This window comes from Salmonella sp. SAL04162 (assembly GCF_046551535.1).
Taxonomy (GTDB): domain Bacteria; phylum Pseudomonadota; class Gammaproteobacteria; order Enterobacterales; family Enterobacteriaceae; genus Salmonella; species Salmonella enterica.
The window spans coordinates 364,136-390,618 of the sequence record NZ_JBGDVX010000005.1 but is presented as its reverse complement, the minus strand read 5'-3'; the positions used below and the strand labels follow the sequence as shown (position 1 = coordinate 390,618).

Annotated in this window: 26 protein-coding genes; 16 read left to right on the top strand and 10 right to left on the bottom strand. The window is 52.0% G+C overall.

The window, feature by feature from the left end; all coding sequences use genetic code 11:
- Positions 1-71: 71 nt before the first annotated feature.
- Positions 72-974 carry an O-acetylserine/cysteine exporter gene (eamA, locus tag ACLJRH_RS13115; protein WP_000987753.1) on the bottom strand — a complete coding sequence of 301 codons (903 nt, stop codon included), beginning with the start codon at positions 972-974 and terminating at the stop codon, positions 72-74.
- Positions 975-1,201: 227 nt separating this feature from the next.
- Here eamA and ydeE point away from each other — a divergent pair, with 227 nt between their 5' ends.
- Positions 1,202-2,389 carry an efflux MFS transporter YdeE gene (ydeE, locus tag ACLJRH_RS13110; protein WP_001068050.1) on the top strand — a complete coding sequence of 396 codons (1,188 nt, stop codon included), beginning with the start codon at positions 1,202-1,204 and terminating at the stop codon, positions 2,387-2,389.
- 247 nt (positions 2,390-2,636) lie between these two features.
- Positions 2,637-2,732 (top strand): protein MgtS, encoded by a 96-nt coding sequence (gene mgtS, locus ACLJRH_RS13105; RefSeq protein ID WP_000901531.1) that lies wholly within the window; start codon positions 2,637-2,639, stop codon positions 2,730-2,732.
- Positions 2,733-3,080: 348 nt separating this feature from the next.
- On the opposite strand, the gene ACLJRH_RS13100 is transcribed toward mgtS, so the two are convergent.
- Positions 3,081-3,473 (bottom strand): YdeI family stress tolerance OB fold protein, encoded by a 393-nt coding sequence (locus ACLJRH_RS13100; RefSeq protein ID WP_000775494.1) that lies wholly within the window; start codon positions 3,471-3,473, stop codon positions 3,081-3,083.
- Positions 3,474-3,899: 426 nt separating this feature from the next.
- Between ACLJRH_RS13100 and ACLJRH_RS13095 the strand changes: the two genes are divergently transcribed.
- Positions 3,900-4,427: a 2-oxo-tetronate isomerase gene (locus ACLJRH_RS13095; RefSeq protein ID WP_001235359.1), complete on the top strand. Its 528-nt coding sequence runs from the start codon at positions 3,900-3,902 to the stop codon at positions 4,425-4,427.
- Positions 4,428-4,546: 119 nt separating this feature from the next.
- Here ACLJRH_RS13095 and ACLJRH_RS13090 read toward each other — a convergent pair whose 3' ends face one another.
- Entirely contained in the window at positions 4,547-4,729 is a 183-nt protein-coding gene (locus ACLJRH_RS13090; protein WP_000807642.1) for a general stress protein, read from the bottom strand.
- Positions 4,730-5,073: 344 nt separating this feature from the next.
- Positions 5,074-7,116: a peptidyl-dipeptidase Dcp gene (gene dcp / locus ACLJRH_RS13085; protein WP_000106269.1), complete on the bottom strand. Its 2,043-nt coding sequence runs from the start codon at positions 7,114-7,116 to the stop codon at positions 5,074-5,076.
- A gap of 138 nt (positions 7,117-7,254) precedes the next feature.
- On the opposite strand from dcp, the gene ydfG reads away from it, so the two are divergent.
- The 3 genes from ydfG (at position 7,255) to ydfZ (ending at position 9,201) form a co-directional block, all read left to right on the top strand.
- A complete protein-coding gene (ydfG, locus tag ACLJRH_RS13080; RefSeq protein ID WP_000636564.1) occupies positions 7,255-8,001 on the top strand; it encodes a bifunctional NADP-dependent 3-hydroxy acid dehydrogenase/3-hydroxypropionate dehydrogenase YdfG in 747 nt (248 codons plus the stop codon).
- 129 nt (positions 8,002-8,130) lie between these two features.
- Complete coding sequence (locus ACLJRH_RS13075; RefSeq protein ID WP_000215562.1) at positions 8,131-8,817, top strand: GntR family transcriptional regulator; 687 nt, start codon at positions 8,131-8,133, stop codon at positions 8,815-8,817.
- 180 nt (positions 8,818-8,997) lie between these two features.
- Positions 8,998-9,201 carry a putative selenium delivery protein YdfZ gene (ydfZ, locus tag ACLJRH_RS13070; RefSeq protein WP_000989267.1) on the top strand — a complete coding sequence of 68 codons (204 nt, stop codon included), beginning with the start codon at positions 8,998-9,000 and terminating at the stop codon, positions 9,199-9,201.
- A 66-nt stretch (positions 9,202-9,267) separates the two neighbouring features.
- Here ydfZ and ACLJRH_RS13065 read toward each other — a convergent pair whose 3' ends face one another.
- The 5 genes from ACLJRH_RS13065 to ACLJRH_RS13045 all read right to left on the bottom strand — a co-directional run bounded on the left by ACLJRH_RS13065 (position 9,268) and on the right by ACLJRH_RS13045 (position 15,003).
- Positions 9,268-10,734: a mannitol dehydrogenase family protein gene (locus ACLJRH_RS13065; protein WP_023137052.1), complete on the bottom strand. Its 1,467-nt coding sequence runs from the start codon at positions 10,732-10,734 to the stop codon at positions 9,268-9,270.
- A gap of 143 nt (positions 10,735-10,877) precedes the next feature.
- Complete coding sequence (locus ACLJRH_RS13060) at positions 10,878-12,257, bottom strand: MFS transporter (RefSeq protein ID WP_000192118.1); 1,380 nt, start codon at positions 12,255-12,257, stop codon at positions 10,878-10,880.
- A gap of 53 nt (positions 12,258-12,310) precedes the next feature.
- A complete protein-coding gene (locus tag ACLJRH_RS13055) occupies positions 12,311-13,330 on the bottom strand; it encodes a Zn-dependent oxidoreductase (protein ID WP_000836487.1) in 1,020 nt (339 codons plus the stop codon).
- A gap of 10 nt (positions 13,331-13,340) precedes the next feature.
- Entirely contained in the window at positions 13,341-14,555 is a 1,215-nt protein-coding gene (gene rspA / locus ACLJRH_RS13050; RefSeq protein WP_001644449.1) for a starvation-sensing protein RspA, read from the bottom strand.
- Positions 14,556-14,676: 121 nt separating this feature from the next.
- The gene (locus tag ACLJRH_RS13045; protein WP_000921389.1) at positions 14,677-15,003 is read right to left on the bottom strand and encodes a YnfA family protein; all 327 of its coding nucleotides are present in this window, start codon (positions 15,001-15,003) and stop codon (positions 14,677-14,679) included.
- A 152-nt stretch (positions 15,004-15,155) separates the two neighbouring features.
- On the opposite strand from ACLJRH_RS13045, the gene ACLJRH_RS13040 reads away from it, so the two are divergent.
- Together ACLJRH_RS13040 and speG are read left to right on the top strand one after the other, a co-directional pair.
- Positions 15,156-15,497 carry a DUF1283 family protein gene (locus ACLJRH_RS13040; RefSeq protein WP_001066440.1) on the top strand — a complete coding sequence of 114 codons (342 nt, stop codon included), beginning with the start codon at positions 15,156-15,158 and terminating at the stop codon, positions 15,495-15,497.
- Between the two features lie 35 nt (positions 15,498-15,532).
- Positions 15,533-16,093 carry a spermidine N1-acetyltransferase gene (speG, locus tag ACLJRH_RS13035; RefSeq protein WP_000199997.1) on the top strand — a complete coding sequence of 187 codons (561 nt, stop codon included), beginning with the start codon at positions 15,533-15,535 and terminating at the stop codon, positions 16,091-16,093.
- Positions 16,094-16,133: 40 nt separating this feature from the next.
- Here speG and ACLJRH_RS13030 read toward each other — a convergent pair whose 3' ends face one another.
- A complete protein-coding gene (locus ACLJRH_RS13030; RefSeq protein WP_000743122.1) occupies positions 16,134-16,844 on the bottom strand; it encodes a YnfC family lipoprotein in 711 nt (236 codons plus the stop codon).
- 103 nt (positions 16,845-16,947) lie between these two features.
- On the opposite strand from ACLJRH_RS13030, the gene ACLJRH_RS13025 reads away from it, so the two are divergent.
- From ACLJRH_RS13025 to osmX, 8 genes are all read left to right on the top strand, one after another.
- Positions 16,948-17,256 (top strand): DUF1161 domain-containing protein, encoded by a 309-nt coding sequence (locus tag ACLJRH_RS13025; RefSeq protein WP_000975514.1) that lies wholly within the window; start codon positions 16,948-16,950, stop codon positions 17,254-17,256.
- Positions 17,257-17,412: 156 nt separating this feature from the next.
- Entirely contained in the window at positions 17,413-19,851 is a 2,439-nt protein-coding gene (ynfE, locus tag ACLJRH_RS13020) for a selenate/tellurate reductase subunit YnfE (RefSeq protein ID WP_023223295.1), read from the top strand.
- Between the two features lie 98 nt (positions 19,852-19,949).
- Positions 19,950-22,385 (top strand): selenate/tellurate reductase subunit YnfF, encoded by a 2,436-nt coding sequence (gene ynfF, locus ACLJRH_RS13015; protein ID WP_023223296.1) that lies wholly within the window; start codon positions 19,950-19,952, stop codon positions 22,383-22,385.
- A 10-nt stretch (positions 22,386-22,395) separates the two neighbouring features.
- Positions 22,396-23,013, top strand: a complete 618-nt coding sequence (gene dmsB / locus ACLJRH_RS13010; protein WP_000213064.1) for a dimethylsulfoxide reductase iron-sulfur subunit DmsB — start codon at positions 22,396-22,398, stop codon at positions 23,011-23,013.
- A 1-nt stretch (position 23,014) separates the two neighbouring features.
- Complete coding sequence (locus ACLJRH_RS13005) at positions 23,015-23,872, top strand: dimethyl sulfoxide reductase anchor subunit family protein (RefSeq protein WP_000534706.1); 858 nt, start codon at positions 23,015-23,017, stop codon at positions 23,870-23,872.
- Positions 23,873-23,914: 42 nt separating this feature from the next.
- Positions 23,915-24,529: a Tat proofreading chaperone DmsD gene (gene dmsD / locus ACLJRH_RS13000; protein WP_000206565.1), complete on the top strand. Its 615-nt coding sequence runs from the start codon at positions 23,915-23,917 to the stop codon at positions 24,527-24,529.
- 305 nt (positions 24,530-24,834) lie between these two features.
- A complete protein-coding gene (gene osmY / locus ACLJRH_RS12995) occupies positions 24,835-25,545 on the top strand; it encodes an osmoprotectant ABC transporter permease OsmY (RefSeq protein ID WP_000557304.1) in 711 nt (236 codons plus the stop codon).
- A 28-nt stretch (positions 25,546-25,573) separates the two neighbouring features.
- Positions 25,574-26,476: an osmoprotectant ABC transporter substrate-binding protein OsmX gene (gene osmX, locus ACLJRH_RS12990; RefSeq protein ID WP_001211193.1), complete on the top strand. Its 903-nt coding sequence runs from the start codon at positions 25,574-25,576 to the stop codon at positions 26,474-26,476.
- Positions 26,477-26,483 lie beyond the last annotated feature (7 nt).

The window sequence follows — 26,483 nt, the reverse complement described above, 5'->3', positions numbered from 1 at the left end:
TGACAAGTCCGCCGCTATCACCTCGCGGTATGGTCTGAAATTAGCGTTTGTCTTCTTAGTAACATAATGCCTCATCCCCTGACGCGCGCAGTACGGCGCACACGAAATCCAAACACATTGATATAGAGTCCAGCCATAATCAGTACTGCGCCCGCAAGCTGCATCCCGGTCAACGTTTCCCCGAGTAACACCGCAGCGCTCGCCAGCCCGACTACCGGCACCAGCAATGATAACGGCGCCACGCGCCAGGTCTCATAGCGCCCCAGTAACGTGCCCCAGATGCCGTAGCCAAGTATAGTGGCGACAAAAGCCAGATAAAGCAGCGACAATATCGTCGTCATATCGATGGTAATAAGGCTTTGCGTAATGTGATCCGCCCCCTCCAGTAGCAGCGATGACAGCAGGAACGGCAGGATCGGGATCAGCGCGCTCCAGACCACCAGCGACATCACCGCCGGGCGCGGACTATGTTGCATAATTTTTTTATTAAAGATATTGCCGCAGGCCCAGCTAAATGCCGCCGCCAGAGTCAGCATAAATCCCGACATCGCTATATGTTGTCCGTTGAGACTGGCTTCAATCAATACCAGTACACCTATAATCGCCAGGGCGATCCCCGCCAACTGCTTACGTTGTAACCGCTCGCTAAAAACAAACGCCCCCAATGCCATGGTAAAAAAGGCCTGCGCCTGTAATACCAACGACGCCAGTCCTGCGGGCATACCAAACTTTATCGCGCAAAAGAGAAAGGCGAACTGCCCAAAGCTTATCGTTAGCCCATAGCCCAGCAACAGCGTAAGCGGGACTTTAGGCCGGGCGACAAAGAAAATTGCCGGAAACGCCACCAGTAAAAATCGTAATCCTGCCAGCAATAATGGCGGCATATGGTGCAGGCCTACTTTGATGACAACAAAATTGAGCCCCCATACGACAACCACCAGTAACGCCAAAAAACCGTCTTTACGCGACATCATCGGCCCCTGTCATTATTAAAATTTTGTAAAAAGGTAAGTTATCGGAAATCAGTGCGCCATAACAGGACTTTTCTTTTTACCGTGAGCATGGCATTGAACAACACACGATGGGCAAAATCCTGCGTTATGGTATGTTAAGACTACGCTATAGCGTATAGACATCATGCTTTTGCGGGCACGGTAGATTAAAACGTCCCGATACGTAACCTCCATTTCAGGCAGGAAAAATGAATCCAGGATTGAGACGTTCGACGTTGGCTCTACTCGCCTCATCGCTGTTATTGACAATTGGACGCGGCGCCACGCTCCCCTTTATGACCATCTATCTTAACCGTCAGTACGGTTTAGGCGTGGATCTGATTGGCTACGCGCTGACCAGCGCGTTAACGATTGGCGTCATTTTTAGTCTTGGCTTTGGGATTCTGGCGGACAAGTTTGATAAAAAGCGCTACATGTTACTCGCGATTATCGCCTTCGCCTGCGGATTTATCGCCATCCCAATGGTGCATAATGTCGTACTGGTTGTCCTGCTTTTTGCGCTTATTAACTGCGCCTATTCGGTTTTTTCTACCGTCCTGAAGGCCTGGTTCGCCGATAATCTCACCGCGACAACAAAAACACGGATTTTTTCGCTCAACTATACCGTACTCAATATCGGCTGGACGGTTGGCCCGCCGCTCGGCACGCTGCTGGTGATGCAAAGCATCAATTTACCCTTCTGGCTTGCCGCTATCTGTTCCGCATTTCCGCTGGTCTTTATTCAGGTATGGGTGACACGTTCGGTTGCCGCCAGCGAGGGGAAAAATGCCGCTATCTGGTCTCCCTCCGTTCTGCTGCGCGACAAAGCATTATTGTGGTTTACGCTTTCGGCATTTCTGGCCTCCTTTGTGGGGGGCGCCTTTGCGTCCTGTATTTCACAGTACGTTATGGTCGTTGCCGATAGCGGCTTCGCGGAAAAAGTGGTAGCCGTCGTCCTGCCGGTTAATGCGGTTATTGTGGTCAGTTTGCAATACGCCGTGGGCCGTCGACTTACCGCCGTCAATATTCGACCAATGATGACGACCGGCACCGTCTTTTTTATCGCTGGGCTCATCGGATTTATTTTTTCAGGCGACAATCTGTTTTTTTGGGGGCTTTCAGCGGCAGTATTCACGATTGGCGAAATTATTTATGCCCCCGGCGAATATATGTTAATTGACAACATTGCGCCTGCCGGGATGAAAGCCAGCTATTTTTCAGCGCAATCGCTGGGCTGGCTGGGTGCGGCGGTAAACCCGCTGGCCAGCGGCGTCATCCTGACGACACTTCCCGCCTGGTCGCTTTTCGTTGTCCTGATAATCGCCATTGTGTTCGCCTGGGCACTGATGTTAAAAGGAATGCGGATTACCCCTACGCAACAGGCTATCACCTGTTAATTATCTGCAGCCAGTGATGTGCGCAGTTTCTGGCGCACCGGGTTAACCCTATATATTGCAGGCTAATTATCTGCTGTCACTGCGGTAATTCAGGAATATTCCTGGGCGCTGACGAAAATATTCTAATGCTTTACCCTTCCAGTAAAATAAATACGCAATTCAGACTTTGCTTAAGTATAAATTAGTACTATAGTCTGTACGAGGTTTTTTAAAAAAGAGGATGCACGCTAAAATAAGGAGAAACGAGATGTTAGGCAGTATTAACCTTTTTATCGTTGTATTAGGAATTATTTTATTTTCCGGATTTCTGGCCGCCTGGTTCAGTCACAAATGGGATGATTAATGAACGGAGATAATCCCTCGCAGAGCCGGCCCCTTGCTGCATCGTTGCGCAAGGGGCCGCTTTTGTCTGGATGGCAGGCAAAAAAAAACCGCCGGTTCACCAGCGGTAAATGCTTGCATGGATAGATTTGTGTTTTGCTTATACGCTACCGGGCAAATTCTTGCGAGGATAACGGATCGCTAACGACTGTAGCACCGTCAATATCAATGAAGCTTAAACGATACGCAACCAGACCTGAATAAGACATTATGGGATCTTTTTGTCCCCCAGGCGCTTTTACAAGACCCATGGTATCAGGCCAGCCGCGTGCCTCGTATGGCTGACCTGGAGATTGCCGGTTAGCGCGCGTTATTTTTGCAGTCGGTTCACGCGAACAAGCGGTTCCTTCGCTTTCTTGTCCAGACTACCGTTAATGTTGATCATTTGATCCGGCTGAACTTCCCGCCCATCAAATACGGCGGAAGGAATTATCACGTTAATCTCGCCGGATTTATCACGAAATACATAGCGATCGTCGCCTTTATGATCAATAAGGTTGCCGCGCAGCGAAACGGTCGCGCCATCATGCAGGGTTTTTGCCTGTTCGATGGTCATTTTTTCTGCATCATCCGTACCGCGATAACCATCCTCAATAGCATGAGGCGGCGGCGGCGCCACGTCTTTTTTTAATCCCCCTTGATCATCCGCTAGCGCGTAAGGCATTATCAGCAAACTTAAAAATGCAGCCACCGGTAGTTTCATGCTCTCTCCTTAATAACGTCTATTTGACGTATTAAGTCTGGCCGCTATTTTTAGTTTTTACAAACATGAATTTACCCGCAGGATATTAAGCAATAAAATCAACCCATCCGGATTAATATGCAACCGATATCAGCGCCGGTGAGCACGAAAGCGTAACGGCGTAATAGTTAACTCGCCACATCGCTGAAGTCATATGCATCAACGTCTTGATAGCAATTCAGAATAATCGGCTTTATTTTTTGAGGATAATGGCCTTACGCATAATCAATGACAGTCATCGCCGCAGAAAAGTAAGCAAGTTATGCAACAGCGGGTTTGTTGGTAACTGGATAAAATAATCATTCACTGACAATGTCATAAAATAAATATGCCATACTTGAGAAGAACGAACATATTTCATTTGTCTCTGTAACGGAAAAATAAACGATGAGATTAGAACAGCACGATATTGTCACCCTTGATGAAGCCGAAACCATCGATAGCCTGACAAAAAAACTTGGTCATTTACTGGTTAACCAGAAACTCCGTCTGACCACTGCAGAATCCTGCACTGGCGGGAAACTGGCTTCAGCATTGTGCGCAGCAGAAGATACGCCCTCATTTTACGGTGTGGGTTATGTCACCTTTACTGATGAAGCCAAAGCAAAAATCTTACGCGTACAACGCCACAGTCTTGCCGAACATACCGCCGTCAGCGAAGCGGTCGTTACTGAAATGGCACAGGGCGCTAAGGATCAGGCTGAGGTCAATATCAGCATAGCGATCAGCGGCTATGGCGGTCCGGAAGGCGGCGAAGATGGCACGCCGGCGGGCACCGTTTGGTTTGCCTGGAATATTAACAATACAACTTTTACAAGCCGACAACATTTCAACGGAGATTGTCAGGAAGTATTGGAAAAATGCGTACGCTTCGCCCTCGCTGAATTGCTTTTTCTGTTAACGAAGAAAGCATAAAAAATAATTTCATCTGACCGGTCAGAATAACTCCCGGTCAGAATAAAAAAATGCGAGCCTATGGCCCGCATCGTATGCGCAATATTTCAGAATATATTTACGAAATATCAGGAGTAAAATTAATTGCCGGATTTCCGTCCGCCACTGTGGCTATTCTGGCCACCTTTTTTACCCGCTTCAGATGCACGCTGTGGGTCGTTTTTAAAGTTCCCACCGCTATGCTGACCGCCTTTACGACCTGCTTCTGAGGCTTTCTCTTTATCTTCTGCAAAATTACCGGAACCGCCGCGATGTTCTGCCATAATATAATCCTCATGATGATGTTGCGTTTTAAATATGATATGTCTTCTCATATCATGTGATACAGTTCTAAATCTAGTCGCCCTGTGCGCAGTGTCAAATTCATTTCTGCATTATTTACATAACGCCGATACATGGCGGAAAATATATTTTTTGAAAACATCAACAGCGAAGCGGTAATAAATCTTTGGCAATCAATCCACCACGGAAAAATAAGTAGAAAAATCCGAATGCACGCCCTTGTTATATTCAGACAATTTAACCCCATAAATTTAACTGGCTGTCATCAGAAGTGCAGGATTCATTTTCAGGCGGTTGTTCGACAGTGCCGAACAACCGTATCAGCTTAGCGATCGAGCCCACGATATTGTAACATGGGGTCAATATGCGGTTCATGTCCACGCCAGGCTGAATAAAGCGTTTCTAAATCAGTACTATTCCCCCGGGAAAGGATAGCATCACGAAAACGCTGCCCGTTTTCACGCGTCAGGCCGCCCTGCTCTACAAACCATTGATAACCGTCATCCGCTAACATTTGCGTCCACAGGTAGGCGTAGTATCCCGCTGCGTAGCCGCCGCCGAAGATATGGGCAAAATAACTGCTGCGATAGCGGGGCGGCACTGCCGGTAAATCAAGATGCTCGGCGGCCAGCGCCTGCTGCTCGAACTCAGCGACAGACTGCTCTGCTACGCTCTCCTCCAGCATATGCCAGCGCATATCCAGCAATGCGGCGCCGAGCAATTCAGTCATATCGTAACCTTTATTAAATAAACTCGCCTTGCGCATTCTTTCCTGTAAATCAGCAGGCATTTTTTCACCGCTGTCGACATGACGCGCGTAGCGTTCGAACACACGCGGATGGCTCGCCCAATGCTCATTAATCTGGGAGGGAAACTCAACAAAGTCGCGGGGCGTATTGGTACCTGAAAGCGTGGCATAGCGTTGGACGGCAAACAAACCATGTAGCGTATGACCAAACTCATGGAAGAGCGTAATAACGTCGTCCCAAAGCAGTAATGCAGGCTGCCCATCAACCGGTTTCTGATAGTTACAAACATTGTATATAACGGGCCGGGTTTCGTTGAGTGTGGATTGCTCGACAAAATTCCCCATCCACGCGCCGCCGCTTTTCGAGTCCCGCGCGAAGAAGTCGCCATAAAATAACGCCATGCCGACACCATCGGAATCGAAAATCTCCCACACCCGAACATCAGGGTGATACACCGGAATGTCAAAACGCTCGACGAAGGTGATGCCGAATAGCTGGTTGGCGGTCCAGAAAACCCCCTCTTGCAAGACCGTATTTAAGGCAAAATAGGGCTTCAGTTGCGCTTCATCTAACGCATATTTTTCCCGCCGTACCTGTTCGGCATAGAACATCCAGTCCCAGGCCTGAACGGTGTAGCCGCCCTGCTCACCCTCAATGACGTTCTGAATTTCCGCCTGTTCATTGAGTACGCGCTGACGCGCTGGCGGCACAATGCCACGCATAAAGCTCAGTGCGGCTTGCGGCGTTTTCGCCATCTGATCGGCCATTTTCCATGCGGCATAATTGGGGAAACCCAGCAGTTTTGCCTGACAGCGACGAATCTCTACCAGACGCTGAACGATAGCGCGGGTATCGTGGGCATCTCCTTTTTCCGCCCGAGTCCATGACGCTGCGAATAAATTTTCGCGGGTCTGGCGATCGCGCAGCGTAGCAAGCGCAGGCTGTTGCGTCGTATTAAGGAGCGGAATGAACCAGCGCTCCTCCAGGCCTTTTTCACGCGCCGCTTCAGCAGCGACGGTCATTTCTTCCGGGCTTAATCCTGCCAGGCAATGCGCGTCATCTACCGCCAGCCCGCCCGCTTTACTTGCCGCCAGCAGACGCTGATTAAACTGGCTCATTAAGGTCGCGGATTCAGTATTCAATACCTTCAGCCGCGCTTTATCCTCTTCGGCAAGCTGCGCGCCTGCCAACACAAAACGCTGATGGATCACATCGACCAACCGTAGCGACTCATCATCCAGCCCCAGTGAGTGACGCTGTTGCCAGACGGCATCCACGCGAGCGAATAACGCGCTATTCAGATAAATATCGTTGGAGAGCGCCGCCAGCTCGGCAGAAAAGGCCTCATCCAACCGCTGGAGTTCATCGTTAGTGTGCGCGGCCGTCATCGCGAAAAAAACGCTGGTGACGCGTGACAGAAGCGCCCCGCTTTGCTCCAGCGCCAGAAGCGTATTCGTAAAATCAGGGGCCGCCGGATGATTGACGATGGCCTCGATTTCCACGCGTTTTTGCCGCACGCCCTCATCAAAAGCAGGACGATAATGGCAATCTTTGATCCGATCAAAACGCGGTGCCTGATAAGGCAACATACTCTGGTCTAACAAAGGATTCGTCGACATTTTTCACTCCTGAAAATAGGTTGATCATAAGAGTAAGCTTCCCCCTATGCTGACCGCAACCGTGTTAACCAGGATTACCCTTTCATAAACGCCGCGTGCTATGGTAATACAACACAAAAAGCGTTGAGGAACTGTGTGATGATCGTTTTAGTAACTGGAGCAACCGCAGGGTTTGGCGAGTGCATTGCACGCCGTTTTGTTGAGAATGGACATAAAGTCATTGCCACGGGACGTCGTCATGAACGCCTGCAAGCGTTAAAAGATGAGCTTGGCGAGAACGTATTGACCGCCCAACTGGACGTGCGCAACCGCGCGGCCATCGAAGAGATGATGGCCTCTCTGCCTGCGCAGTGGCGCGATATTGATGTGCTGGTCAATAACGCCGGTCTGGCGCTGGGTCTTGAACCGGCGCATAAAGCCAGCGTAGAAGACTGGGAAACTATGATCGATACTAATAATAAAGGCTTAATTTATATGACCCGCGCCGTGCTGCCAGGAATGGTCGAACGTAATCGCGGTCATATCATTAACATCGGTTCAACCGCCGGCAGTTGGCCTTATGCTGGTGGCAACGTCTATGGCGCGACGAAAGCCTTTGTGCGCCAGTTTAGCCTGAATTTGCGCACGGATTTACACGGCACGGCGGTTCGCGTGACCGACATTGAACCGGGTCTGGTTGGCGGTACCGAGTTTTCCAGCGTCCGTTTCAAAGGCGACGATGAGAAAGCGGGTAAAACCTACGAAAATACCACCGCGCTCACGCCAGAAGACATTACCGAAGCGGTATGGTGGGTGGCCACACTCCCCGCGCATGTGAATATTAATACCGTTGAAATGATGCCTGTTACCCAATCCTTCGCAGGGCTCAGCGTCCACCGTAGCTAAGGGGTTATACCCGGTCTGCGGGCCGGGTAATCCCTGGCAAACGTATCTGCAACCAGAAACATGATCGGTATAGACCACCACGGAAAAGTGGTAGAGTATCCGGGTCAACCGCCTAAAAAGTAAGAATGAATGACCGTCGAAACGCAGCTTAACCCTACACAGCCTGTCAACCAGCAAATTTACCGTATTCTTCGGCGTGATATCGTGCATTGTCTGATCCCGCCTGGCACGCCGCTATCAGAAAAAGAGGTCTCAACCCGTTTTAACGTTTCGCGTCAACCGGTGCGCGAGGCTTTTATAAAGCTGGCGGAAAATGGGTTGATTCAGATCCGCCCTCAGCGCGGTAGTTATGTGAATAAGATTTCGCTTTCTCAGGTACAGAATGGCTGCTTTGTTCGGCAGGCGATCGAATGCGCGGTGGTCCGCCGTGCGGCGGCGATGATCACCGACAACCAGTGCTATCAACTGGCGCAAAACCTGCACCTGCAACATATTGCCATCGAGCGCAAACAGATTGATGATTTTTTCCAGCTTGATGACGATTTCCACCAAAAGCTGGCGCAGATCGCCGATTGCCAGTTAGCGTGGGATACCATTGAAAATATCAAAGCGACAATCGACCGGGTTCGCTATATGAGTCTGGATCATGTTTCTCCGCCGGAGATGTTGTTGCGCCAGCACCATGATATTTTCTCCGCGCTGGAAAATCGTGACGGCAATGCGGTTGAGAGCGCAATGACCCAGCATTTGCAGGAAATTAGCGAATCCGTCCAGCTTATCCGTCAGGAAAACAGCGGCTGGTTTAGCGAAGACTAACCCCCTTTAACGTCGGGGTGAGACGCCTTCTCCGCTTTCTCACCCTGCACATTCCCGCCTAAAAAGCCGTGAGCTTGATCAAAAACAAAAAAAATTCGCAACGATAAGCGTATTTATATGTCGCCCGTCATGCGGGGAAACCTGCGGGCTTTGGCTGTAAGTTTGAAAGGAGAAAACACCATGATGACATACGATCGTAACCGTAACGCAATCACTACCGGTAGCCGGGTCATGATAAGCGGCACGGGTCATACCGGGATTATTAAAGCCATTGAGAGCGAAGGTCTGGATGCAGGTCAAATTCGCCGCGGCAAAACGGTGATTGTCGAAGGTTGTGAAGGTAAATTCGCGCCGGTCGAACTGATTCGTCTTGGCATGAACTGATACCACTGGCCGCTAAGAACCGCCCCGGCCTTCCCGGTAGCATAATGCTACCGGGTCTCTGTTGCGCTACTTCAACCGCTCGGCATATTTTGCCACGCTCGCTTTCGCGCCATATGTCAGTAAACTGTCATAGGCTTCTTGCACTTTTTGCGTAAACCGCGCCGCCTGCGGCAAATCGTTGCCGAAAATTTCAGCCATTCCCAGCAGCGCCTTAACACGACTTGCGCCTTCTTCACTATTTGCCACGGCGCGCTGAATAACCGGCAATAGCGGATCGCTAATGTCGATCGCCTTGCCCTGTTCATCCACGCCGCCAACGTAACGCATCCACCCCGCCACGCCCAGTGCCAGCAAATCAAAATCGCTATGATTAGCAAGATGCCAGCGAACGGAGTCCAGCATACGCTGCGGAAGTTTCTGGCTACCATCCATCGCAATCTGCCAGGTACGATGACGCAGCGCCGGATTACAGTAACGCGCAATCAACTGATCGGCATACCGCTGTAAATCTACCCCCTGGACTTTCAGCGTGGGCGCCTGCTCGCGTAACATTAACTCCTGCGCGGTCAGACGATAGTTGTCGTCAGCCATGCAGTCATTAATATGCTGATAGCCGGCAAGATACCCCAGATAAGCCAGGAATGAATGACTGCCGTTAAGCATTCGCAGTTTCATCTCTTCAAACGGAACCACGTCGGCGACCAACGTCGCGCCCGCGTTTTCCCACTGCGGACGACCCGCCACAAACGTATCTTCTATCACCCACTGACGAAACGGTTCGCAGGCGACACCCGCCGGATCGCGCACGCCGGTCAGTTGTTCGATTTTATCCAGCGTCTCCGGCGTGACCGCAGGGACAATCCGGTCAACCATCGTTGACGGAAATGTCACGTTTTGCTCGATCCATATCGCCAGTTCCGCATCCACCGCCCGGGCGTAAGCCGTCACAACCTGACGCGTCACATGCCCATTTTCCGGCATGTTATCGCAGGACATCACGGTAAATGCCGGTAAGCCTGCGGCTTTACGACGCGCTAACGCTTCGACAATAATACCCGGTGCCGTTAGCGGTTGATGCGGATTTTGCAGGTCGGCGGCAATCATGGGATGTTCCAGCAGAAGTTGGCCCGTGGCTGGCGAATGACAATACCCTTTCTCGGTAATGGTCAGAGACACAATCGCTATTTGCGGTTCGCACATCGCCGCCAGCACACGTTCCAGACCATCAACCTGGACATGCAACGCCGCCTTGACGACGCCCACCACACGCGCCGTCCAGGCTTCCGCCGACATCTCCGCCACGGTATAGAGGTTATCCTGCTGCTTTAGATCGGCAATCTGCTGTTCGCCGCCAATAAGGTTAACCTCATAATAGCCCCAGTCGCTATGCTGCTCCGCAGCCAGAATATCTGTATAAACCCCCTGATGCGCGCGATGAAACGCGCCAAAACCGAGATGGACCATCCGCGCCGCCAGCGCCGCACGATCGTAATCAGGAAGCGTCGCCTTTGCCGATAAAAGCCTGTTTTGCATTTTATAACCTCTATATTCTGAAAGCGGAACAGTCGCAGAGTAACGCCTGCCCTGGTGCATTTGGATTTACGCTAATTAAACAAAAGTGACCGGACAGCATGGCCGAAACCGCATTAGCGTTCCGGCCATACCGTCGACACGATTTAACTCGTCTGGGTTGCGGAGTGGCGTAACTTCTCTGCCGCTGTCGCTTCCGCCGCATCCTCAGGCAAACTCAGGTCGCGATCTCTGACCTCCGGCATCAACAGCGCAGAAATCAGACCAATACACGAGTAGAGCACCAGCATAATTAAGATGGGCAGCCAGGAATCGGTCATGTTACAAAAGATTCCTGCGAGGACGGGGCCAAAACCGACCGCCACCAGCCCCCCTGCCTCTTTTGAAATCGCCATCCGGGTGAAGCGATTACGCGATCCGAAAATTTCCGCCATGGTAATGTTTTCCAGCGCAAATAATCCCAGCACGGCAAAGTTATGAATAACAATGAGCGCTGCCATAATAACGCCAGGGCTATACGTTTTATCTACCACAATAGACAGCATCGGCCAGGCGAGGATAATCGCGGAGATATTCAATATTATATACGGCAGCCGACGACCGTATTTATCGGACAACCACCCTAATAGTGGGATAGTGATAAAACCAATTACGGAACTTATCATTAACGCATCGGTTGGGATAGATTTGTTAAATAATAACGTCTGAACTAAATATCCGGCAAGGAAGGTTTGAATAAGCCCCGAATTCCCAGCTTGTCCAAAACGTAAACCGGTGGCCAGCCAGAAAGATTTGCTGGTAAACATCGCGCCCAATGTATTTTCTGACGCAGGCGTTAACGCTGGCGATTTTTCGCCTTCGCTTACTTTTTCGAATACCGGGCTTTCTTTCAGATTCATTCGCAGCCAGATCGCGAATATCATGACAACGACGCTCGCCAGGAAAGGAATACGCCATCCCCAGGCGATCAGTTGTTCGCGTTCAAGCGCAAAGAACATCACCGCCCAGATCGCCGTCGCGCTCAACGTACCGCAGTTGGTGCCCATCGCGACCAGCGAGGAAATGATGCCACGCTTTCCTTTCGGCGCATACTCGGCCAGCATGGTACCCGCGCCGGAAATTTCCGCCCCGGCGCCCAGCCCCTGTATAATTCGCAATGTCACCAGTAATACTGGCGCAAAAATACCGATTTGCGCATACGTCGGCAGTACGCCAATCAGCGTGGTGCAGATCCCCATCATGGTGATGGTAATAAACAATACTTTTTTTCGTCCGATGCGGTCGCCCATTTTACCAAAAACAAAGGCGCCGATAATTCTGGCTATATAACCTGCACCATAGGTGCCCATTGCCAGAATAAGCGCCATCGCGGCAGACTGTTCCGGGAAAAATATCTCATGGAAGACCAGAGCCGCGCCTAGTGAATATAACTGAAAATCCATAAATTCAAGCGCGGTGCCTAACCAGCCAGATACGGCAGCGCGCACTAAATCCTGAGTCGATCGTTCATGCTTTATTTGTGTCATATAGGCAATCTCTAAGAGGTAAGATGCGTACCACTTACTCGCAATTATTTATATTATTTCGCAAACGTGAGTAAGACTTTGCAGCATTGACGCTGGTCTTTCTCGAAAAGCTCAATCGCGTCGGTGACATGTTGATAATCAAATGTATGCGTTATCAGCTTATCCGGATCAATAAGCCCTTTATTCAGCCAGTCAATCACGACCGGGAATTTATTGGCATTAAGACGCGATGAATAAATAGCCAGCTCTTTTCCGGTAATACCCTGCTGTACAATCTCACACGGGTCGCTGGAAAATCCCATCAGGACAATGCGTGCCGCAGGCGATGCAAGGGTAATCGCCTCTTGCAGGATAGCGGGATGACAGGCGGCATCGACAATCAAGGTCGGTTTTAGCGCCTTCTGCTGTAGAAATTCCGCCAGTGAATGTTGACCATTATTGAGGGTCCAGTCAGCGCCGCTCTGCTTCGCCATTGCTAAACGCTCTTCAATGCGATCAACGACTATGACCGTTTTAACCTGATAAACCCCCTTCAGCGCCTGTACGGTCGTCAATCCCATCGGGCCTGCGCCATAGATAAGCGCCACGTCCTGCTCGGTTGGATTCACCTGCCCCGTCACATTTGCCGCAATGGTAAACGGCTCAACCATGACGGCATGATGATCTGCGATGTTGTCCGGTATGCGATGAGCATTACGGGCCGGCGCCACCGCATACTCGCTGAAACCGCCGTCACGATGCACGCCCAGCACCACCAGCGAGGTACACACATTGGGTTTACCGACTGAACAAGGGTAACAATGCCCGCAACTGATCACCGGATCGACGGATACCCGTTCTCCTATCCGGTCGTGATTGACGTTGTCGCCTACCGCGTCGATGACACCGAAAAATTCATGGCCTATGACACGGGGATATTTTGCAAAGGGATTATGTCCCCGATAAATATGACTGTCGGAACCGCAGATACCCGCCAGTTTCACTTTAATACGAACTTCACCCGGCGCAGGCTGAGGAAGCGCGCGCGTTTCGATAGTTAATGTATTCGGTTTTTCGATTACGATGCTTTTCATTTTTCGCTCCTTACCAGTTCCACAGTGTGCCGTCTTCCAGGCGGGCCACCGGCAAATAGGCTGGATCGTACGGATATTTCGCCGCCAGTTTTTCATCAAACTCAATGCCCAGTCCTGGCTTGTCGCCCGGATGCATATAGCCGCCCTCGAACGTCCAGTTATGCGGGAAAACCTCCAGCATCTGTTCGGAGTAGCCCATAAACTCCTGCACGCCAAAGTTAGGCACCCACAGGTCGAAATGTAATGCCGCGGCCATACAAACCGGCGACAGATCGGACGGCCCATGCGAACCGGTACGCACCTGGTAGAGCGAGGCAAAATCGGCAATGCGGCGCATCCCGGTAATACCACCGGCATGGGTAAGCGTGGTGCGGATATAGTCAATCAATTGCTCTTCAATGAGCTGTTTGCAATCCCAGATACTGTTAAAGACTTCGCCTACCGCAATCGGCGTGACCGTATGCTGGCGGATGAGGCGGAAGCACGCCTGATTTTCAGCCGGCGTCGGGTCTTCCATCCAGAACAAACGATAGTCTTCAATACATTTGCCAAAGCGGGCAGCCTCAATAGGCGTCAACCGGTGATGCATATCGTGCAGAAGATGTTCATTAAAACCGAACGTATTACGCACGGCGTCAAACAGCTTTGGCGTAAAATCGAGATACCTTTCCGTTGACCACAATTGTTCTTCCGGCCACTGGCCTTTTGTCGCGGGCTCATAGGCCAGCCCCTTGCCTTTCGCCATGCCGTAGGTGGTTTTCATCCCCGGAACGCCGCACTGCACGCGGATTGCTTTGAACCCTTGCTCTTTATGACGCGCGTAGTCTTCCAGCACATCGTCGATGGTGTGGCCTGTGGTATGGCAATACACCATGACGCCTTCACGCGAAGCGCCGCCGAGTAACTGATACAACGGCATATTGGCGGCTTTGGCTTTAATATCCCATAGCGCCATATCAACCGCGGAAATGGCGGACATGGTGACAGGGCCACGGCGCCAGTACGCGCCTTTGTAGAAGAACTGCCAGATATCTTCAATGCGGCGAGCATCCCGCCCGATAAGCTGTGGGCACAGGTGATCGGTAAGGTACGAGGCCACCGGGAGCTCGCGTCCGTTCAGGGTGGCATCCCCCAGACCGGTGATCCCGTCTTCCGTGGTTATCTTTAAGGTGACGAAGTTACGCCCTGGACACGTAACAAAAACTTCAGCCCCTACAATCTTCATTTTTATTCCTTACATCGCATTATGGGATGCAGGAAATTTACCCAACTGAGCTACTACCATACAAGTATATTAATGTAAAAAGCGCTGCCAGATCACAAAATGTTCTGGTCGCGCGGCAATGTTACGTACGTCCCCATCCGACGACGATAATCAGCATTCCACACAGCGCGATCAGCGCGCCGCACCAGTCATAAACCGTGAGCCGGACGCCATCGACAACACGTAACCACAGGAGCGCAGTACAGACATATACCCCACCGTAAGCCGCATAAACCCGCCCACTCGCCGCCGGATGCAAGGTCAAAAGCCAGACGAATAACGCAAGTGACGCGGCGGCGGGCAGAAGCCACCACACGCTGGCGCCGCGCTTAAGCCATAGCCAGGGAAGAAAACATCCAATGATTTCACAGAGGGCGGTGACAAAGAAAAGCAGAGTCGTCTTTAGCATGAGATTCATTTGGTTACGAAATGATAAGTGATAATACAACAGAATATCGTTACGGTTATCCGGCCATTCTTGTGTATATGCCAGGCATAAGGATTGGTGTAGAATTTACAGGTGGTTTACCGCTTTTTCCCCTCTAATGAAAGGATGTTGTGATGAACAATACGCTGAGCAAACGCCTGTGCCTGACGGCAATGCTTACGTTGGCGGCCGTTGTATATACTACTTCCGCATTCGCTGAAACCAGTAAACTGGTGATTGAATCGGGAGATAGCGCACAAAGTCGTCAGGAAGCGGCGATGGAAAAGGAACAATGGAACGACACTCGCAGTCTGCGTCAGAAAGTGAATACCCGCGCAGAAAAAGAGTGGGACAAAGCCGATGCCGCCTTTGATAACCGCGATAAATGCGAGCAAAGCGCCAACATCAACGCCTATTGGGAGCCCAATACGCTGCGGTGTCTGGATCGTCGTACAGGTCGCGTTATTACGCCCTAATGCAGGATAACTAAAAGGAAGTGTAAGGATACAGTATGACAAGTGACTACAAGGTCAGACTGCGCCCGCTTGAGCGTGAAGATTTACGATTTGTCCACCAGCTTGATAATAATGCCAGCGTTATGCGTTACTGGTTTGAAGAGCCGTATGAGGCTTTTGTCGAACTGTCGGATCTCTACGACAAACACATCCACGACCAAAGCGAACGGCGCTTTGTCGTCGAATGCGATGGTGAAAACGCTGGGCTGGTAGAACTGGTGGAAATTAACCATGTGCATCGGCGGGCGGAATTTCAGATTATTATTTCGCCGGAGTACCAGGGAAAAGGCCTGGCGTCACGCGCGGCCAAACTGGCGATGGATTACGGATTTACCGTACTCAATCTCTATAAATTGTATTTGATCGTCGATAAAGAGAATGAAAAAGCGATTCACATCTACCGTAAACTCGGGTTTAGAGTAGAAGGCGAGCTGATTCATGAGTTCTTCATTAACGGCGAATACCGTAACACCATCCGCATGTGTATCTTCCAGCAGCAGTATCTGGATGAACATAAAACGTCCGGTTCTACGCTCCTGAAACCCACCGCGCAGTAAACGTGGCGCAGTAGTCACGGAGAGTCGCACCGCGCCCGGTTTAGTAGTAATCGATACGATTTTTAATGGTGTAATGGTGGGACACTGCCGGCTTAACGCTCTCATCGACGATAACAAGCCGGCAGTCAACAGGGTTCGCGTACGCATCATATTCGCAGCTCTGTGTGACATTGCCAACCTGTCGATCATCCACCCGGCTGACTGCCGTATAGTCCAGCTTTTTACGCGGGTCCGCGGAGGGTTTTGCCGTCACAGAGAGCGTATTCTGCGAGTTTATGGTTGTCTTACCTAGCGGATAACCTTCGCTATCATAGCGGTACTCGACTTTCATCTCTTTGCCCGTCGCCGATACCACAAAACCGTTGTCGTCCGTTTCCCAGGTCACGCCCGCCGAAGGCAACGCCGCCAGCTGGCACTTCCCCTGTAACTGCACCTTTTTTTCCAGCGTCTGAGCATCCCGGTAATAATTGGCATCCAGCACGAGCGCCAGCCCCGTATTATTCTCCAGATCGTGTAACTCAAGCGTATCAAAACAGCCTTCCTGTGAAAGCGTACCGGTGACCTGCTTCGCCACTTCGCCATTCTCACTCATCAATGTCTGGCTGAAATCCTTTACCGGACCACGTAATGGATCAAAATCAAATTCGTTCGAAAAACTGGCCATTTCCGGCGTAAAAGACTCAAGGGATTTCGGGTTATCACAACCTGCCAGTATCATGCACAATAACGTCAGTAAAAGGGGTTTCTTCACGCGTGTCACCAGGATGAAAAGATATTTATCATCATATTAGCAAATACAGTTATTTACACGAAAAATGCTAAGCTTAGAACATCGTCATTAATCACAGGAGTTCATGATGAAAATCGCAACTGCAATAGCCGCTCTGGCGTTAGTTAGCGCCCCCTCGCTGGTGATGGCGGCACCGGGATCGTGCGAGAGAGTAAAAAGCGATATTGAACAACGTATCATCAATAACGGCGTGCCGGCGGATAATTTTACGCTCACTATCGTTCCTAACGACCAGGCCGATCAGCCCGACTCACAGGTGGTGGGCCATTGCGCGAACGACACGCATAAAATTCTTTATACCCGCACCAACAGCGGCAATGCGCCTGCCAATACCTCTCCCGCTCAGGACGGTTCATCCGCCGAACCGCAATAACCTCCTCCTGCCCTCCGGGTCCGGAGGGTAACGCTCTTTGACATGGATTAATAATCCTTACTCCCAAAGGGGTAAACTCATTACATCATTAGCATGTTAATAATTTCGTTATAGTTATCAATATATAGCGAAATAATAACGACAATGGAGTGAGTGATGCCCGGAGAAAAGCAACAAACAGGCGTTAGCCGCAGGACGTTAGTGAAATCAGCGGCGCTTGGCTCACTGGCGCTGGCTGCCGGAGGCGTATCTTTACCGTTTGGGATGCGTACCGCGGCCGCGGCGGCGCAGCAGGCCATGCGCAACGAAGAAGATAAAATCGTCTGGGGCGCCTGTTCGGTCAACTGCGGCAGTCGCTGCGCCCTGCGTCTGCATGTAAAAGATAATGAAGTCTGGTGGGTTGAAACTGATAATACTGGCGACGATGTCTACGGCAATCATCAGGTTCGCGCCTGTCTGCGGGGCCGTTCAATCCGTCGGCGCATTAACCATCCGGATCGCCTTAACTATCCCATGAAACGCGTTGGCCGCCGCGGCGAAGGCAAATTTGAACGCATTAGCTGGCAGGAAGCACTGGACACCATTAGCGCCAGCCTGAAAAAGACCGTAGAGACCTACGGCAATGAAGCCGTTTATATCCACTATTCATCCGGCATCGTAGGCGGCAACATAACCCGCTCGTCGCCTGCCGCCTCGCCGGTGAAGCGTTTGATGAACTGCTACGGCGGTTCGTTGAATCAATACGGCTCATACAGTACCGCGCAAATTTCTTGCGCCATGCCCTACACCTATGGCTCCAACGACGGCAATAGCACGTCTGATATCGAAAACAGTAAACTGGTGGTCATGTTCGGCAATAATCCGGCTGAAACACGCATGAGCGGCGGCGGCATTACCTGGTTTCTGGAGCAAGCGCGTGAACGCTCAAATGCGCGCATGATCGTGATAGATCCGCGCTATACCGATACCGCTGCCGGACGTGAAGACGAGTGGATACCGATTCGCCCCGGCACCGACGCCGCGCTGGTGGCAGGGATTGCCTGGGTATTGATTAACGAAAATCTCGTTGACCAGCCTTTTCTCGACAACTATTGCATCGGCTACGATGAAAAGACCCTTCCGGCTGACGCGCCCCCCAATGGCCATTATAAGGCTTATATTTTGGGCCAGGGCGAGGACGGTATCGCCAAAACGCCGCAGTGGGCGTCACACATTACCGGCATCCCCGCCGATCGGATTATCAAACTGGCGCGCGAGATAGGCAGCGTCAAGCCGGCCTACATCTGTCAGGGTTGGGGGCCGCAGCGTCAGGCGAACGGCGAACAAACCGCTCGCGCCATCGCCATGTTACCGATTCTGACCGGCAACGTCGGCATTCATGGCGGTAATAGCGGCGCACGCGAATCCACTTACACCATTACCATTGAACGTCTGCCGGTCCTGGAGAATCCCGTTAAAACCGCCATCTCCTGCTTTAGCTGGACGGACGCCATTGCGCGCGGCCCGGAAATGACCGCCCTGCGCGACGGCGTACGCGGCAAAGATAAGCTGGATGTTCCGATCAAATTTCTATGGAACTACGCTGGCAACACCCTGATTAATCAGCATTCGGATATTAATAAAACCCATGAAATTCTTCAGGATGAAGCGAAATGCGAAATGATTGTGGTCATCGACAACTTTATGACCTCTTCCGCGAAGTACGCCGATATTTTACTGCCGGATCTCATGACCGTCGAACAGGAAGATATCATCCCCAATGATTACGCCGGCAATATGGGATATCTGATTTTTATCCAACCGGCGACGACGCCTAAGTTCGAGCGCAAGCCCATCTACTGGGTACTCAGCGAAATCGCCAGACGCCTCGGCGACGATGTGTATCAGCGGTTTACCGAAGGCCGTACCCAGGCGCAATGGCTGCAATATCTGTACGCCAAAATGCAGGCAAGAGATCCGGCATTGCCCGCGTATGACGAGCTGAAAAAAATGGGCATCTATAAACGCAAAGATCCCAACGGCCATTTTGTCGCCTATAAAAAATTTCGTGAAGATCCGCAGGCCAATCCGTTAAAAACGCCGTCCGGTAAAATCGAAATCTACTCAAGCAAACTCGCTCACATCGCCAGTACCTGGGAGCTGGCGGAAGGCGACGTGATAAGCCCACTGCCGATTTATACCCCTACTTTTGAAGGATGGGACGATCCGAAACGGAGCACCTTCCCGCTACAGCTGTTTGGCTTTCACTATAAATCCCGTACCCATTCAAGCTACGGCAATATTGATGTTCTGCAGGCCGCCTGTCGCCAGGAGGTGTGGATAAATCCGCTCGATGCGCAAAAACGCGGTATCGCGAATGGCGATAAGGTTCGCGTCTTTAACGATCGTGGAGAGGTGCGTCTACCCGCCAAAGTCACGCCGCGTATTCTGCCCGGCGTCAGCGCGATGGGTCAGGGCGCATGGCATAATGCGGATATGGCTGGCGATAAAATTGACCACGGCGCCTGCATCAATACGCTCACGACGCTGCGTCCTTCCCCCCTGGCAAAAGGGAATCCTCAACATACAAATCTGGTGGAAATCGAAAAAATCTAAGCCGCCTGCTCCGGGACGTTTTTACGCGCCCGGGGCTCCCCGTTTTGCGAACACAACAACATTTAAAACTCTTTTTTGGATGAGCATAGTGAGCTGTTATGAAAATCACCAACCCTGAGGCATTAATGGCGGCCAGTATCAGCCGACGAAGCCTGGTGAAAACCTCCGCTATCGGTAGCCTTGCGCTTGCCAGTAGCGCTTTCACCCTTCCGTTCTCCCGCATCGCCCACGCCGCAGCAGACCTCGCATCTGGCAATGTGGCAGAAAAAGCGGTCTGGAGTTCATGTACCGTTAACTGCGGCAGCCGCTGTCTGCTACGCCTGCACGTAAAAGATGACACCGTATATTGGGTTGAATCAGATACCACGGGCAACGATGAATATGGCAACCATCAGGTACGCGCCTGCCTGCGCGGTCGTTCCATTCGTCGCCGGATGAACCACCCCGATCGCCTGAAATATCCGATGAAACGCGTTGGTAAACGTGGAGAAGGCAAATTCGAACGTATCAGTTGGGATGAAGCGTTGGATACCATCGGCGATAACCTGAAACGTATCCTCAAGGACTACGGCAACGAAGCGGTACATGTGCTTTACGGTACCGGCGTGGACGGCGGCAATATCACCAATTCTAACGTACCGTATCGCCTGATGAACGCCTGCGGCGGCTATCTCAGCCGTTACGGTAGCTACAGCACCGCCCAAATCAGCGCGGCCATGAGCTATATGTTCGGCGGCAACGACGGCAACAGTCCGGATGATATCGCCAATACAAAACTGGTGGTGATGTTTGGCAATAACCCCGCGGAAACACGTATGAGCGGCGGCGGCGTGACATACTATGTCGAACAGGCGCGCGAACGCTCCAACGCCCGGATGATCGTCATTGACCCGCGTTATAACGACACTGCCGCCGGCCGCGAAGACGAGTGGCTGCCGATTCGCCCAGGTACCGATGGCGCGCTGGCGGCGGCAATCAGCTGGGTGCTGATTACCGAAGATCTTATTGATAAACCGTTTCTGGATAAATACTGCATCGGCTACGACGAAACCACTCTGCCCGCCTCGGCCCCGCGTAACGCGCACTATAAAGCCTATATTTTGGGTCAGGGCGAAGACGGTATTGCTAAAACGCCGCAATGGGCCGCGCAGATTACCAGTATTCCGGCGGAAAAAATCATTCAACTGGCGCGGGAAATCGGCTCGGCGAAACCGGCTTACATTTGCCAGGGCTGGGGACCGCAACGCCACTCTAACGGGGAGCAGACCGCACGCGCAATCGCCATGTTGTCTGTACTCACCGGTAACGTCGGCATAAATGGCGGTAATTCCGGCGTGCGCGAAGGCACCTGGGATCTGGGCGTCGAATGGTTTTCTATGCTGGAGAACCCGGTAAAAACCCAGATTTCGGTCTTTACCTGGACCGACGCTATCGATCATGGCGCGGAAATGACCGCCACACGCGACGGCGTGCGGGGAAAAGACAAGCTCGACGTGCCGATCAAATTTTTGTGGTGCTACGCCAGTAATACGCTGATCAATCAGCATGGCGATATCGCCCACACCCACGAGGTGCTTCAGGACGACAGTAAATGTGAAATGATCGTCGGCATCGAGCACTTTATGACCGCGTCGGCAAAATATTGCGACATTCTGCTGCCTGATTTAATGCCGACCGAGCAGGAAGATCTGATTTCCCACGAATCCGCAGGCAATATGGGCTATGTCATTCTTGGTCAGCCCGCCACCTCGCCGAAATTTGAAAGAAAGCCCATTTACTGGACGCTCAGTGAAGTGGCTAAACGGCTTGGTCCGGACGTATACCAGACCTTCACAGAAGGCCGCACGCAGCATGAGTGGGTCAAATACCTGCACGCAAAAACCAAAGCGCGTAACCCGGAAATGCCGGATTACGAAGAGATGAAACAGACAGGGATTTTCAAGAAAAAATGCCCGGAGGAGCACTACGTCGCTTTCCGCGCCTTCCGCGAAGACCCTGCCGCCAACCCACTGAAAACGCCGTCCGGTAAAATCGAAATCTATTCCGAGCGTCTGGCAACCCTCGCCAACACGTGGGAGCTGAAGAAAGATGAGATTATCCATCCTTTACCCGCCTATACGCCAGGCTTTGACGGTTGGGACGATCCGCTTCGTCAGCGCTACCCGCTACAGCTAACCGGCTTCCACTATAAAGCGCGTACCCACTCCAGCTACGGCAATATCGACGTCCTGCAACAGGCATGTCCGCAGGAGATCTGGATCAACCCGATTGATGCGCAAGCGCGCGGCATTCAGCACGGCGACACCGTGCGGGTCTTTAACCAGAACGGACAGATGCTCATTCCGGCAAAAGTCACGCCGCGCATATTGCCTGGCGTCACCGCTATCGGCCAGGGCGCCTGGTTAAATGCCGACATGTTTGGCGACAAAGTCGATCGCGGCGGCTCCATTAACATTCTGACGTCGCACCGGCCTTCCCCACTGGCGAAAGGTAATCCGTCACACAGTAATCTTGTTCAGGTTGAAAAGGCGTAAGGAGTAACCCATGACAACCCAGTATGGATTTTTTATTGATTCCAGCCGTTGCACCGGTTGCAAAACCTGCGAACTGGCCTGCAAGGACTACAAAGATTTGACCCCGGATGTCAGCTTCCGCCGCATTTATGAGTATGCGGGTGGCGACTGGCAGGAAGATAACGGCGTCTGGCACCAGAACGTCTTTGCCTACTATCTCTCCATCTCCTGTAACCACTGCGAAGACCCGGCCTGTACCAAAGTCTGCCCGAGCGGCGCGATGCACAAGCGCGATGACGGTTTTGTGGTGGTGAACGAAGAGGTCTGTATCGGCTGCCGCTACTGCCACATGGCCTGCCCGTACGGCGCGCCGCAGTACAACGCGGCCAAAGGTCATATGACCAAGTGCGACGGCTGTTATGATCGCGTCGCCGACGGCAAAAAGCCTATCTGCGTCGAATCCTGTCCGCTGCGGGCGCTGGACTTTGGTCCTATCGACGAACTGCGCAAAAAACACGGTGAGCTGGCTGCCGTCGCGCCGCTGCCGCGCGCGCATTTCACGAAGCCGAATATTGTGATTAAACCCAACGCCAACAGCCGCCCGACCGGGGACACTACCGGTTATCTGGCCAATCCGAAGGAGGTATAAGATGGGAAGTGGATGGCATGAATGGCCGTTGATGATCTTCACGGTCTTTGGTCAGTGCGTGGTCGGCGCGTTAATCGTTAGCGGACTGGGCTGGCTGACGGCAAAAGACGATACCATCGCCCGTCAGCGCATCGTGCGCAGCATGTTTTTTCTGTGGCTGGTGATGGGAGTGGGATTCCTCGCGTCGATTATGCATCTCGGCTCGCCGATGCGTGCGTTTAACTCGCTTAACCGCGTAGGCGCTTCCGCACTGAGTAATGAAATCGCCGCAGGATCGGTGTTCTTTGCCGTAGGCGGCATCTGGTGGCTGGTGGCGGTACTCGGTAAAATGCCCCCGGCGCTGGGTAAAGTGTGGCTGCTGGTCAGTATGGCGCTCGGCGTTGCATTCATCTGGGCAATGACGCTCGTTTATCAGATAGATACCGTGCCAACCTGGTATAATGGCTACACCACGCTGGCCTTTTTCCTCACGGCATTCCTGTGCGGCCCGGTGTTTGCGGCGCTACTGCTACGCATCGCGCGCGTCCCATTTTGCAGCGTGACGTTTGCCAGTATTAGCGGCCTGGCGTTGGTGGTGTGCGTGGCGGTCATCGTACTACAAGGGCTGTCTCTCTCAACCATTCACAGTTCCGTGCAACAGGCCAGCCATCTCGCACCGGATTACGGTATGCTACAGGTCTGGCGCATTGTCTTGCTTGCTGCCGGATTAGGCTGCTGGCTATGTCCGCTAATCCGTCGCCGCGAACCGCATACCGTTGGTTTGCTGCTCGGTGTCGTGCTGGTGCTGGCAGGCGAAATTATTGGCCGCGGACTTTTTTATGGCCTGCATATGACCGTAGGTATGGCCGTCGCAGGTTAATTTATGCGTGCGGGGCGACCCGCACCTTTCGGGATTGTTTGAATGACCACTTTTTTACAACGTGATGATTTTGCAGTAACGGCGCGTGTTCTTGGCGCGTTGTTTTATTATTCGCCGGAAAGCCACGAAACCGCTCCTCTGGTTCAGGCGCTATTAACCGACGACTGGCAGGCGCAGTGGCCGCTTGATGCCGAGGCGCTTGCGCCTGTGGCGGCTATGTTTAAGACCCACAGCGAAGAGTCGTTGCCACAGGCCTGGCAGCGTCTGTTTATCGGCCCTTACGCTCTGCCGTCTCCGCCGTGGGGTTCCGTCTGGCTGGATCGTGAGAGCGTATTATTTGGCGATTCTACATTGGCGCTACGTCAGTGGATGCGCGAAAACGGGATTCAGTTTGAAATGCAACAAAACGAGCCAGAAGATCATTTTGGGTCGCTGTTGCTGCTGGCGGCCTGGCTTGCCGAGAACGACCGTCATCATGAATGCGAACAACTCCTGGCCTGGCATCTGTTTCCGTGGTCGTCCCGCTTTCTGGACGTATTTATCGATCATGCCGGGCATCCGTTTTATCAGGCGTTGGGGCAACTGGCGCGTCTGACTCTGGCGCAATGGCAAGCTCAACTCATTATTCCCGTCGCTGTAAAACCGTTATTCCGTTAATCCCCACAAAAGGCAGGATTTTACCTGCCTTTCCTCCCATTGCGGCCTATTTTTATCTACAAAAAAGTGACAACGTCACACCCCGTTTCTATTTTTAAGATAATTCTTTATCGTGAATGTTCACCCTAAGCCGCATAAGGGCAAAACAGAATTGTTAATAGATGTTTAACAGTGTTAAACATCACGCTCCGCTGGAATCCTTCCCAACCTGTTGCTATAGCTCAAAGCACCCTGCCGGAACATGGCATAACAACACGCGACTCTTAACGTCGCCATAACACATGCAAACAGGGAGACACACCGCAATGCACACCCTCACCCTAAAACGCGTACTTGGGTTCACTATCGTCATTCTGCTGTTACTGGCGCTGTTTATCTGGGGAATCGGTCTGGAGACGCTGAAAGCGCGTCAGGTCGATCTGCTGTATCTCGGACAACGGCATTTGATGCTGGTCTTTACGTCCATGTTTTTTGCTTTACTGGTCGGTATCCCGAGCGGGATTTTACTCAGCCGACCTGCGGCAAAAGGATTTGCTGAATATGTCATGCAAATCTTTAATGTTGGTAATACCTTGCCGCCACTGGCCGTCCTGGCCTTAGCGATGGTGATTATCGGGATCGGCGATACGCCCGCCATTGTCGCGCTATTTCTGGCCTCCCTTCTGCCTATCGTCCGCAATACCTATGCGGGCCTCTGTTCCGTTCCCGCCTCACTGATTGAAGCGGCGAACGGGATTGGGATGACAAAATGGCAGCGGCTTCGCCAGGTAGAGCTACCTAATGCGTGGCCAGTGATGCTGTCCGGTATTCGCATCGCGACCGCCATCAATGTCGGCACCGCGCCGCTGGCCTTTCTGATCGGCGCCAGCAGCTACGGCGAGCTGATTTTCCCGGGAATTTATCTCAACGATTTTCCGACGTTGATCCTCGGCGCAACGGCCACGGCGTTATTCGCGCTGATTCTTGACACTCTGCTTGCCTGGTTTGGGCGACGCCTTAGCCCTCATACCGTTTGAACGCATAAATAACAATAAGGAGCGTTAAATGAGATTCAAAAAACACCTGTTAGGATGGCTTGCCGCAACGCTGTTGTTCAGTAGCCAGACGCAGGCCGCGCCGCTGGTTCTCGCCACCAAAAGCTTTACCGAGCAGCATATTCTTTCCGCTATGACCGTTCAGTATTTGCAGAAGAAAGGCTTTCAGGTTCAGCCGCAAACCAATATCGCCGCGGTGATTTCACGTAATGCGATGGTGAATAAACAAATTGATATTACCTGGGAATACACCGGTACATCGCTGATTATTTTCAACCGTATCGATAAGCGCATGAGTCCACAGGAAACCTACGACACGGTAAAACGCCTGGATGCGAAGCTGGGCCTGGTATGGCTCAAACCGGCTGACATGAACAATACTTACGCGTTCGCGATGCAGCGCAAACGCGCCGAGTCGGAAAATATCACCACCATCTCGCAAATGGTGGCAAAAATCGAACAGGTCCGGCAGAACGATCCTGACCACAACTGGATGCTCGGCCTCGATCTGGAATTTGCCGGGCGCAGCGACGGAATGAAGCCCCTTCAGCAAGCCTACCAGATGCAGCTTGATCGCCCGCAAATACGACAGATGGACCCAGGGCTGGTCTATAACGCCGTTCGGGATGGGCTGGTTGACGCCGGGCTGGTCTATACCACCGACGGACGGGTGAAAGGGTTTGATCTGAAAGTGCTGGAAGATGATAAAGGCTTCTTCCCAAGTTACGCTGTCACGCCCGTGGTGCGTAAAGAGGTGCTGGAAGCCAATCCTGGCCTTGATGACGCCTTAAACACCCTTTCCGGCCTGCTCAATAACGATGTGATATCGACCCTAAACGCCCAGGTCGATATCGAGCATCGCACGCCGCAACAGGTAGCCCATCAATTTTTGCAGGACAAAGGTCTGCTGTAAGGAGCGC

Excerpts from the sequence above, each read along its gene's own strand:
- eamA (WP_000987753.1), bottom strand. The coding sequence starts at position 974 with ATGATGTCGCGTAAAGACGGTTTTTTGGCGTTACTGGTGGTTGTCGTA.
- ydeE (WP_001068050.1), top strand. The coding sequence starts at position 1,202 with ATGAATCCAGGATTGAGACGTTCGACGTTGGCTCTACTCGCCTCATCG.
- mgtS (WP_000901531.1), top strand. The coding sequence starts at position 2,637 with ATGTTAGGCAGTATTAACCTTTTTATCGTTGTATTAGGAATTATTTTA.
- ACLJRH_RS13100 (WP_000775494.1), bottom strand. The coding sequence starts at position 3,473 with ATGAAACTACCGGTGGCTGCATTTTTAAGTTTGCTGATAATGCCTTAC.
- ACLJRH_RS13095 (WP_001235359.1), top strand. The coding sequence starts at position 3,900 with ATGAGATTAGAACAGCACGATATTGTCACCCTTGATGAAGCCGAAACC.
- ACLJRH_RS13090 (WP_000807642.1), bottom strand. The coding sequence starts at position 4,729 with ATGGCAGAACATCGCGGCGGTTCCGGTAATTTTGCAGAAGATAAAGAG.
- dcp (WP_000106269.1), bottom strand. The coding sequence starts at position 7,116 with ATGTCGACGAATCCTTTGTTAGACCAGAGTATGTTGCCTTATCAGGCA.
- ydfG (WP_000636564.1), top strand. The coding sequence starts at position 7,255 with ATGATCGTTTTAGTAACTGGAGCAACCGCAGGGTTTGGCGAGTGCATT.
- ACLJRH_RS13075 (WP_000215562.1), top strand. The coding sequence starts at position 8,131 with ATGACCGTCGAAACGCAGCTTAACCCTACACAGCCTGTCAACCAGCAA.
- ydfZ (WP_000989267.1), top strand. The coding sequence starts at position 8,998 with ATGATGACATACGATCGTAACCGTAACGCAATCACTACCGGTAGCCGG.
- ACLJRH_RS13065 (WP_023137052.1), bottom strand. The coding sequence starts at position 10,734 with ATGCAAAACAGGCTTTTATCGGCAAAGGCGACGCTTCCTGATTACGAT.
- ACLJRH_RS13060 (WP_000192118.1), bottom strand. The coding sequence starts at position 12,257 with ATGACACAAATAAAGCATGAACGATCGACTCAGGATTTAGTGCGCGCT.
- ACLJRH_RS13055 (WP_000836487.1), bottom strand. The coding sequence starts at position 13,330 with ATGAAAAGCATCGTAATCGAAAAACCGAATACATTAACTATCGAAACG.
- rspA (WP_001644449.1), bottom strand. The coding sequence starts at position 14,555 with ATGAAGATTGTAGGGGCTGAAGTTTTTGTTACGTGTCCAGGGCGTAAC.
- ACLJRH_RS13045 (WP_000921389.1), bottom strand. The coding sequence starts at position 15,003 with ATGCTAAAGACGACTCTGCTTTTCTTTGTCACCGCCCTCTGTGAAATC.
- ACLJRH_RS13040 (WP_001066440.1), top strand. The coding sequence starts at position 15,156 with ATGAACAATACGCTGAGCAAACGCCTGTGCCTGACGGCAATGCTTACG.
- speG (WP_000199997.1), top strand. The coding sequence starts at position 15,533 with ATGACAAGTGACTACAAGGTCAGACTGCGCCCGCTTGAGCGTGAAGAT.
- ACLJRH_RS13025 (WP_000975514.1), top strand. The coding sequence starts at position 16,948 with ATGATGAAAATCGCAACTGCAATAGCCGCTCTGGCGTTAGTTAGCGCC.
- ynfE (WP_023223295.1), top strand. The coding sequence starts at position 17,413 with ATGCCCGGAGAAAAGCAACAAACAGGCGTTAGCCGCAGGACGTTAGTG.
- ynfF (WP_023223296.1), top strand. The coding sequence starts at position 19,950 with ATGAAAATCACCAACCCTGAGGCATTAATGGCGGCCAGTATCAGCCGA.
- dmsB (WP_000213064.1), top strand. The coding sequence starts at position 22,396 with ATGACAACCCAGTATGGATTTTTTATTGATTCCAGCCGTTGCACCGGT.
- ACLJRH_RS13005 (WP_000534706.1), top strand. The coding sequence starts at position 23,015 with ATGGGAAGTGGATGGCATGAATGGCCGTTGATGATCTTCACGGTCTTT.
- dmsD (WP_000206565.1), top strand. The coding sequence starts at position 23,915 with ATGACCACTTTTTTACAACGTGATGATTTTGCAGTAACGGCGCGTGTT.
- osmY (WP_000557304.1), top strand. The coding sequence starts at position 24,835 with ATGCACACCCTCACCCTAAAACGCGTACTTGGGTTCACTATCGTCATT.
- osmX (WP_001211193.1), top strand. The coding sequence starts at position 25,574 with ATGAGATTCAAAAAACACCTGTTAGGATGGCTTGCCGCAACGCTGTTG.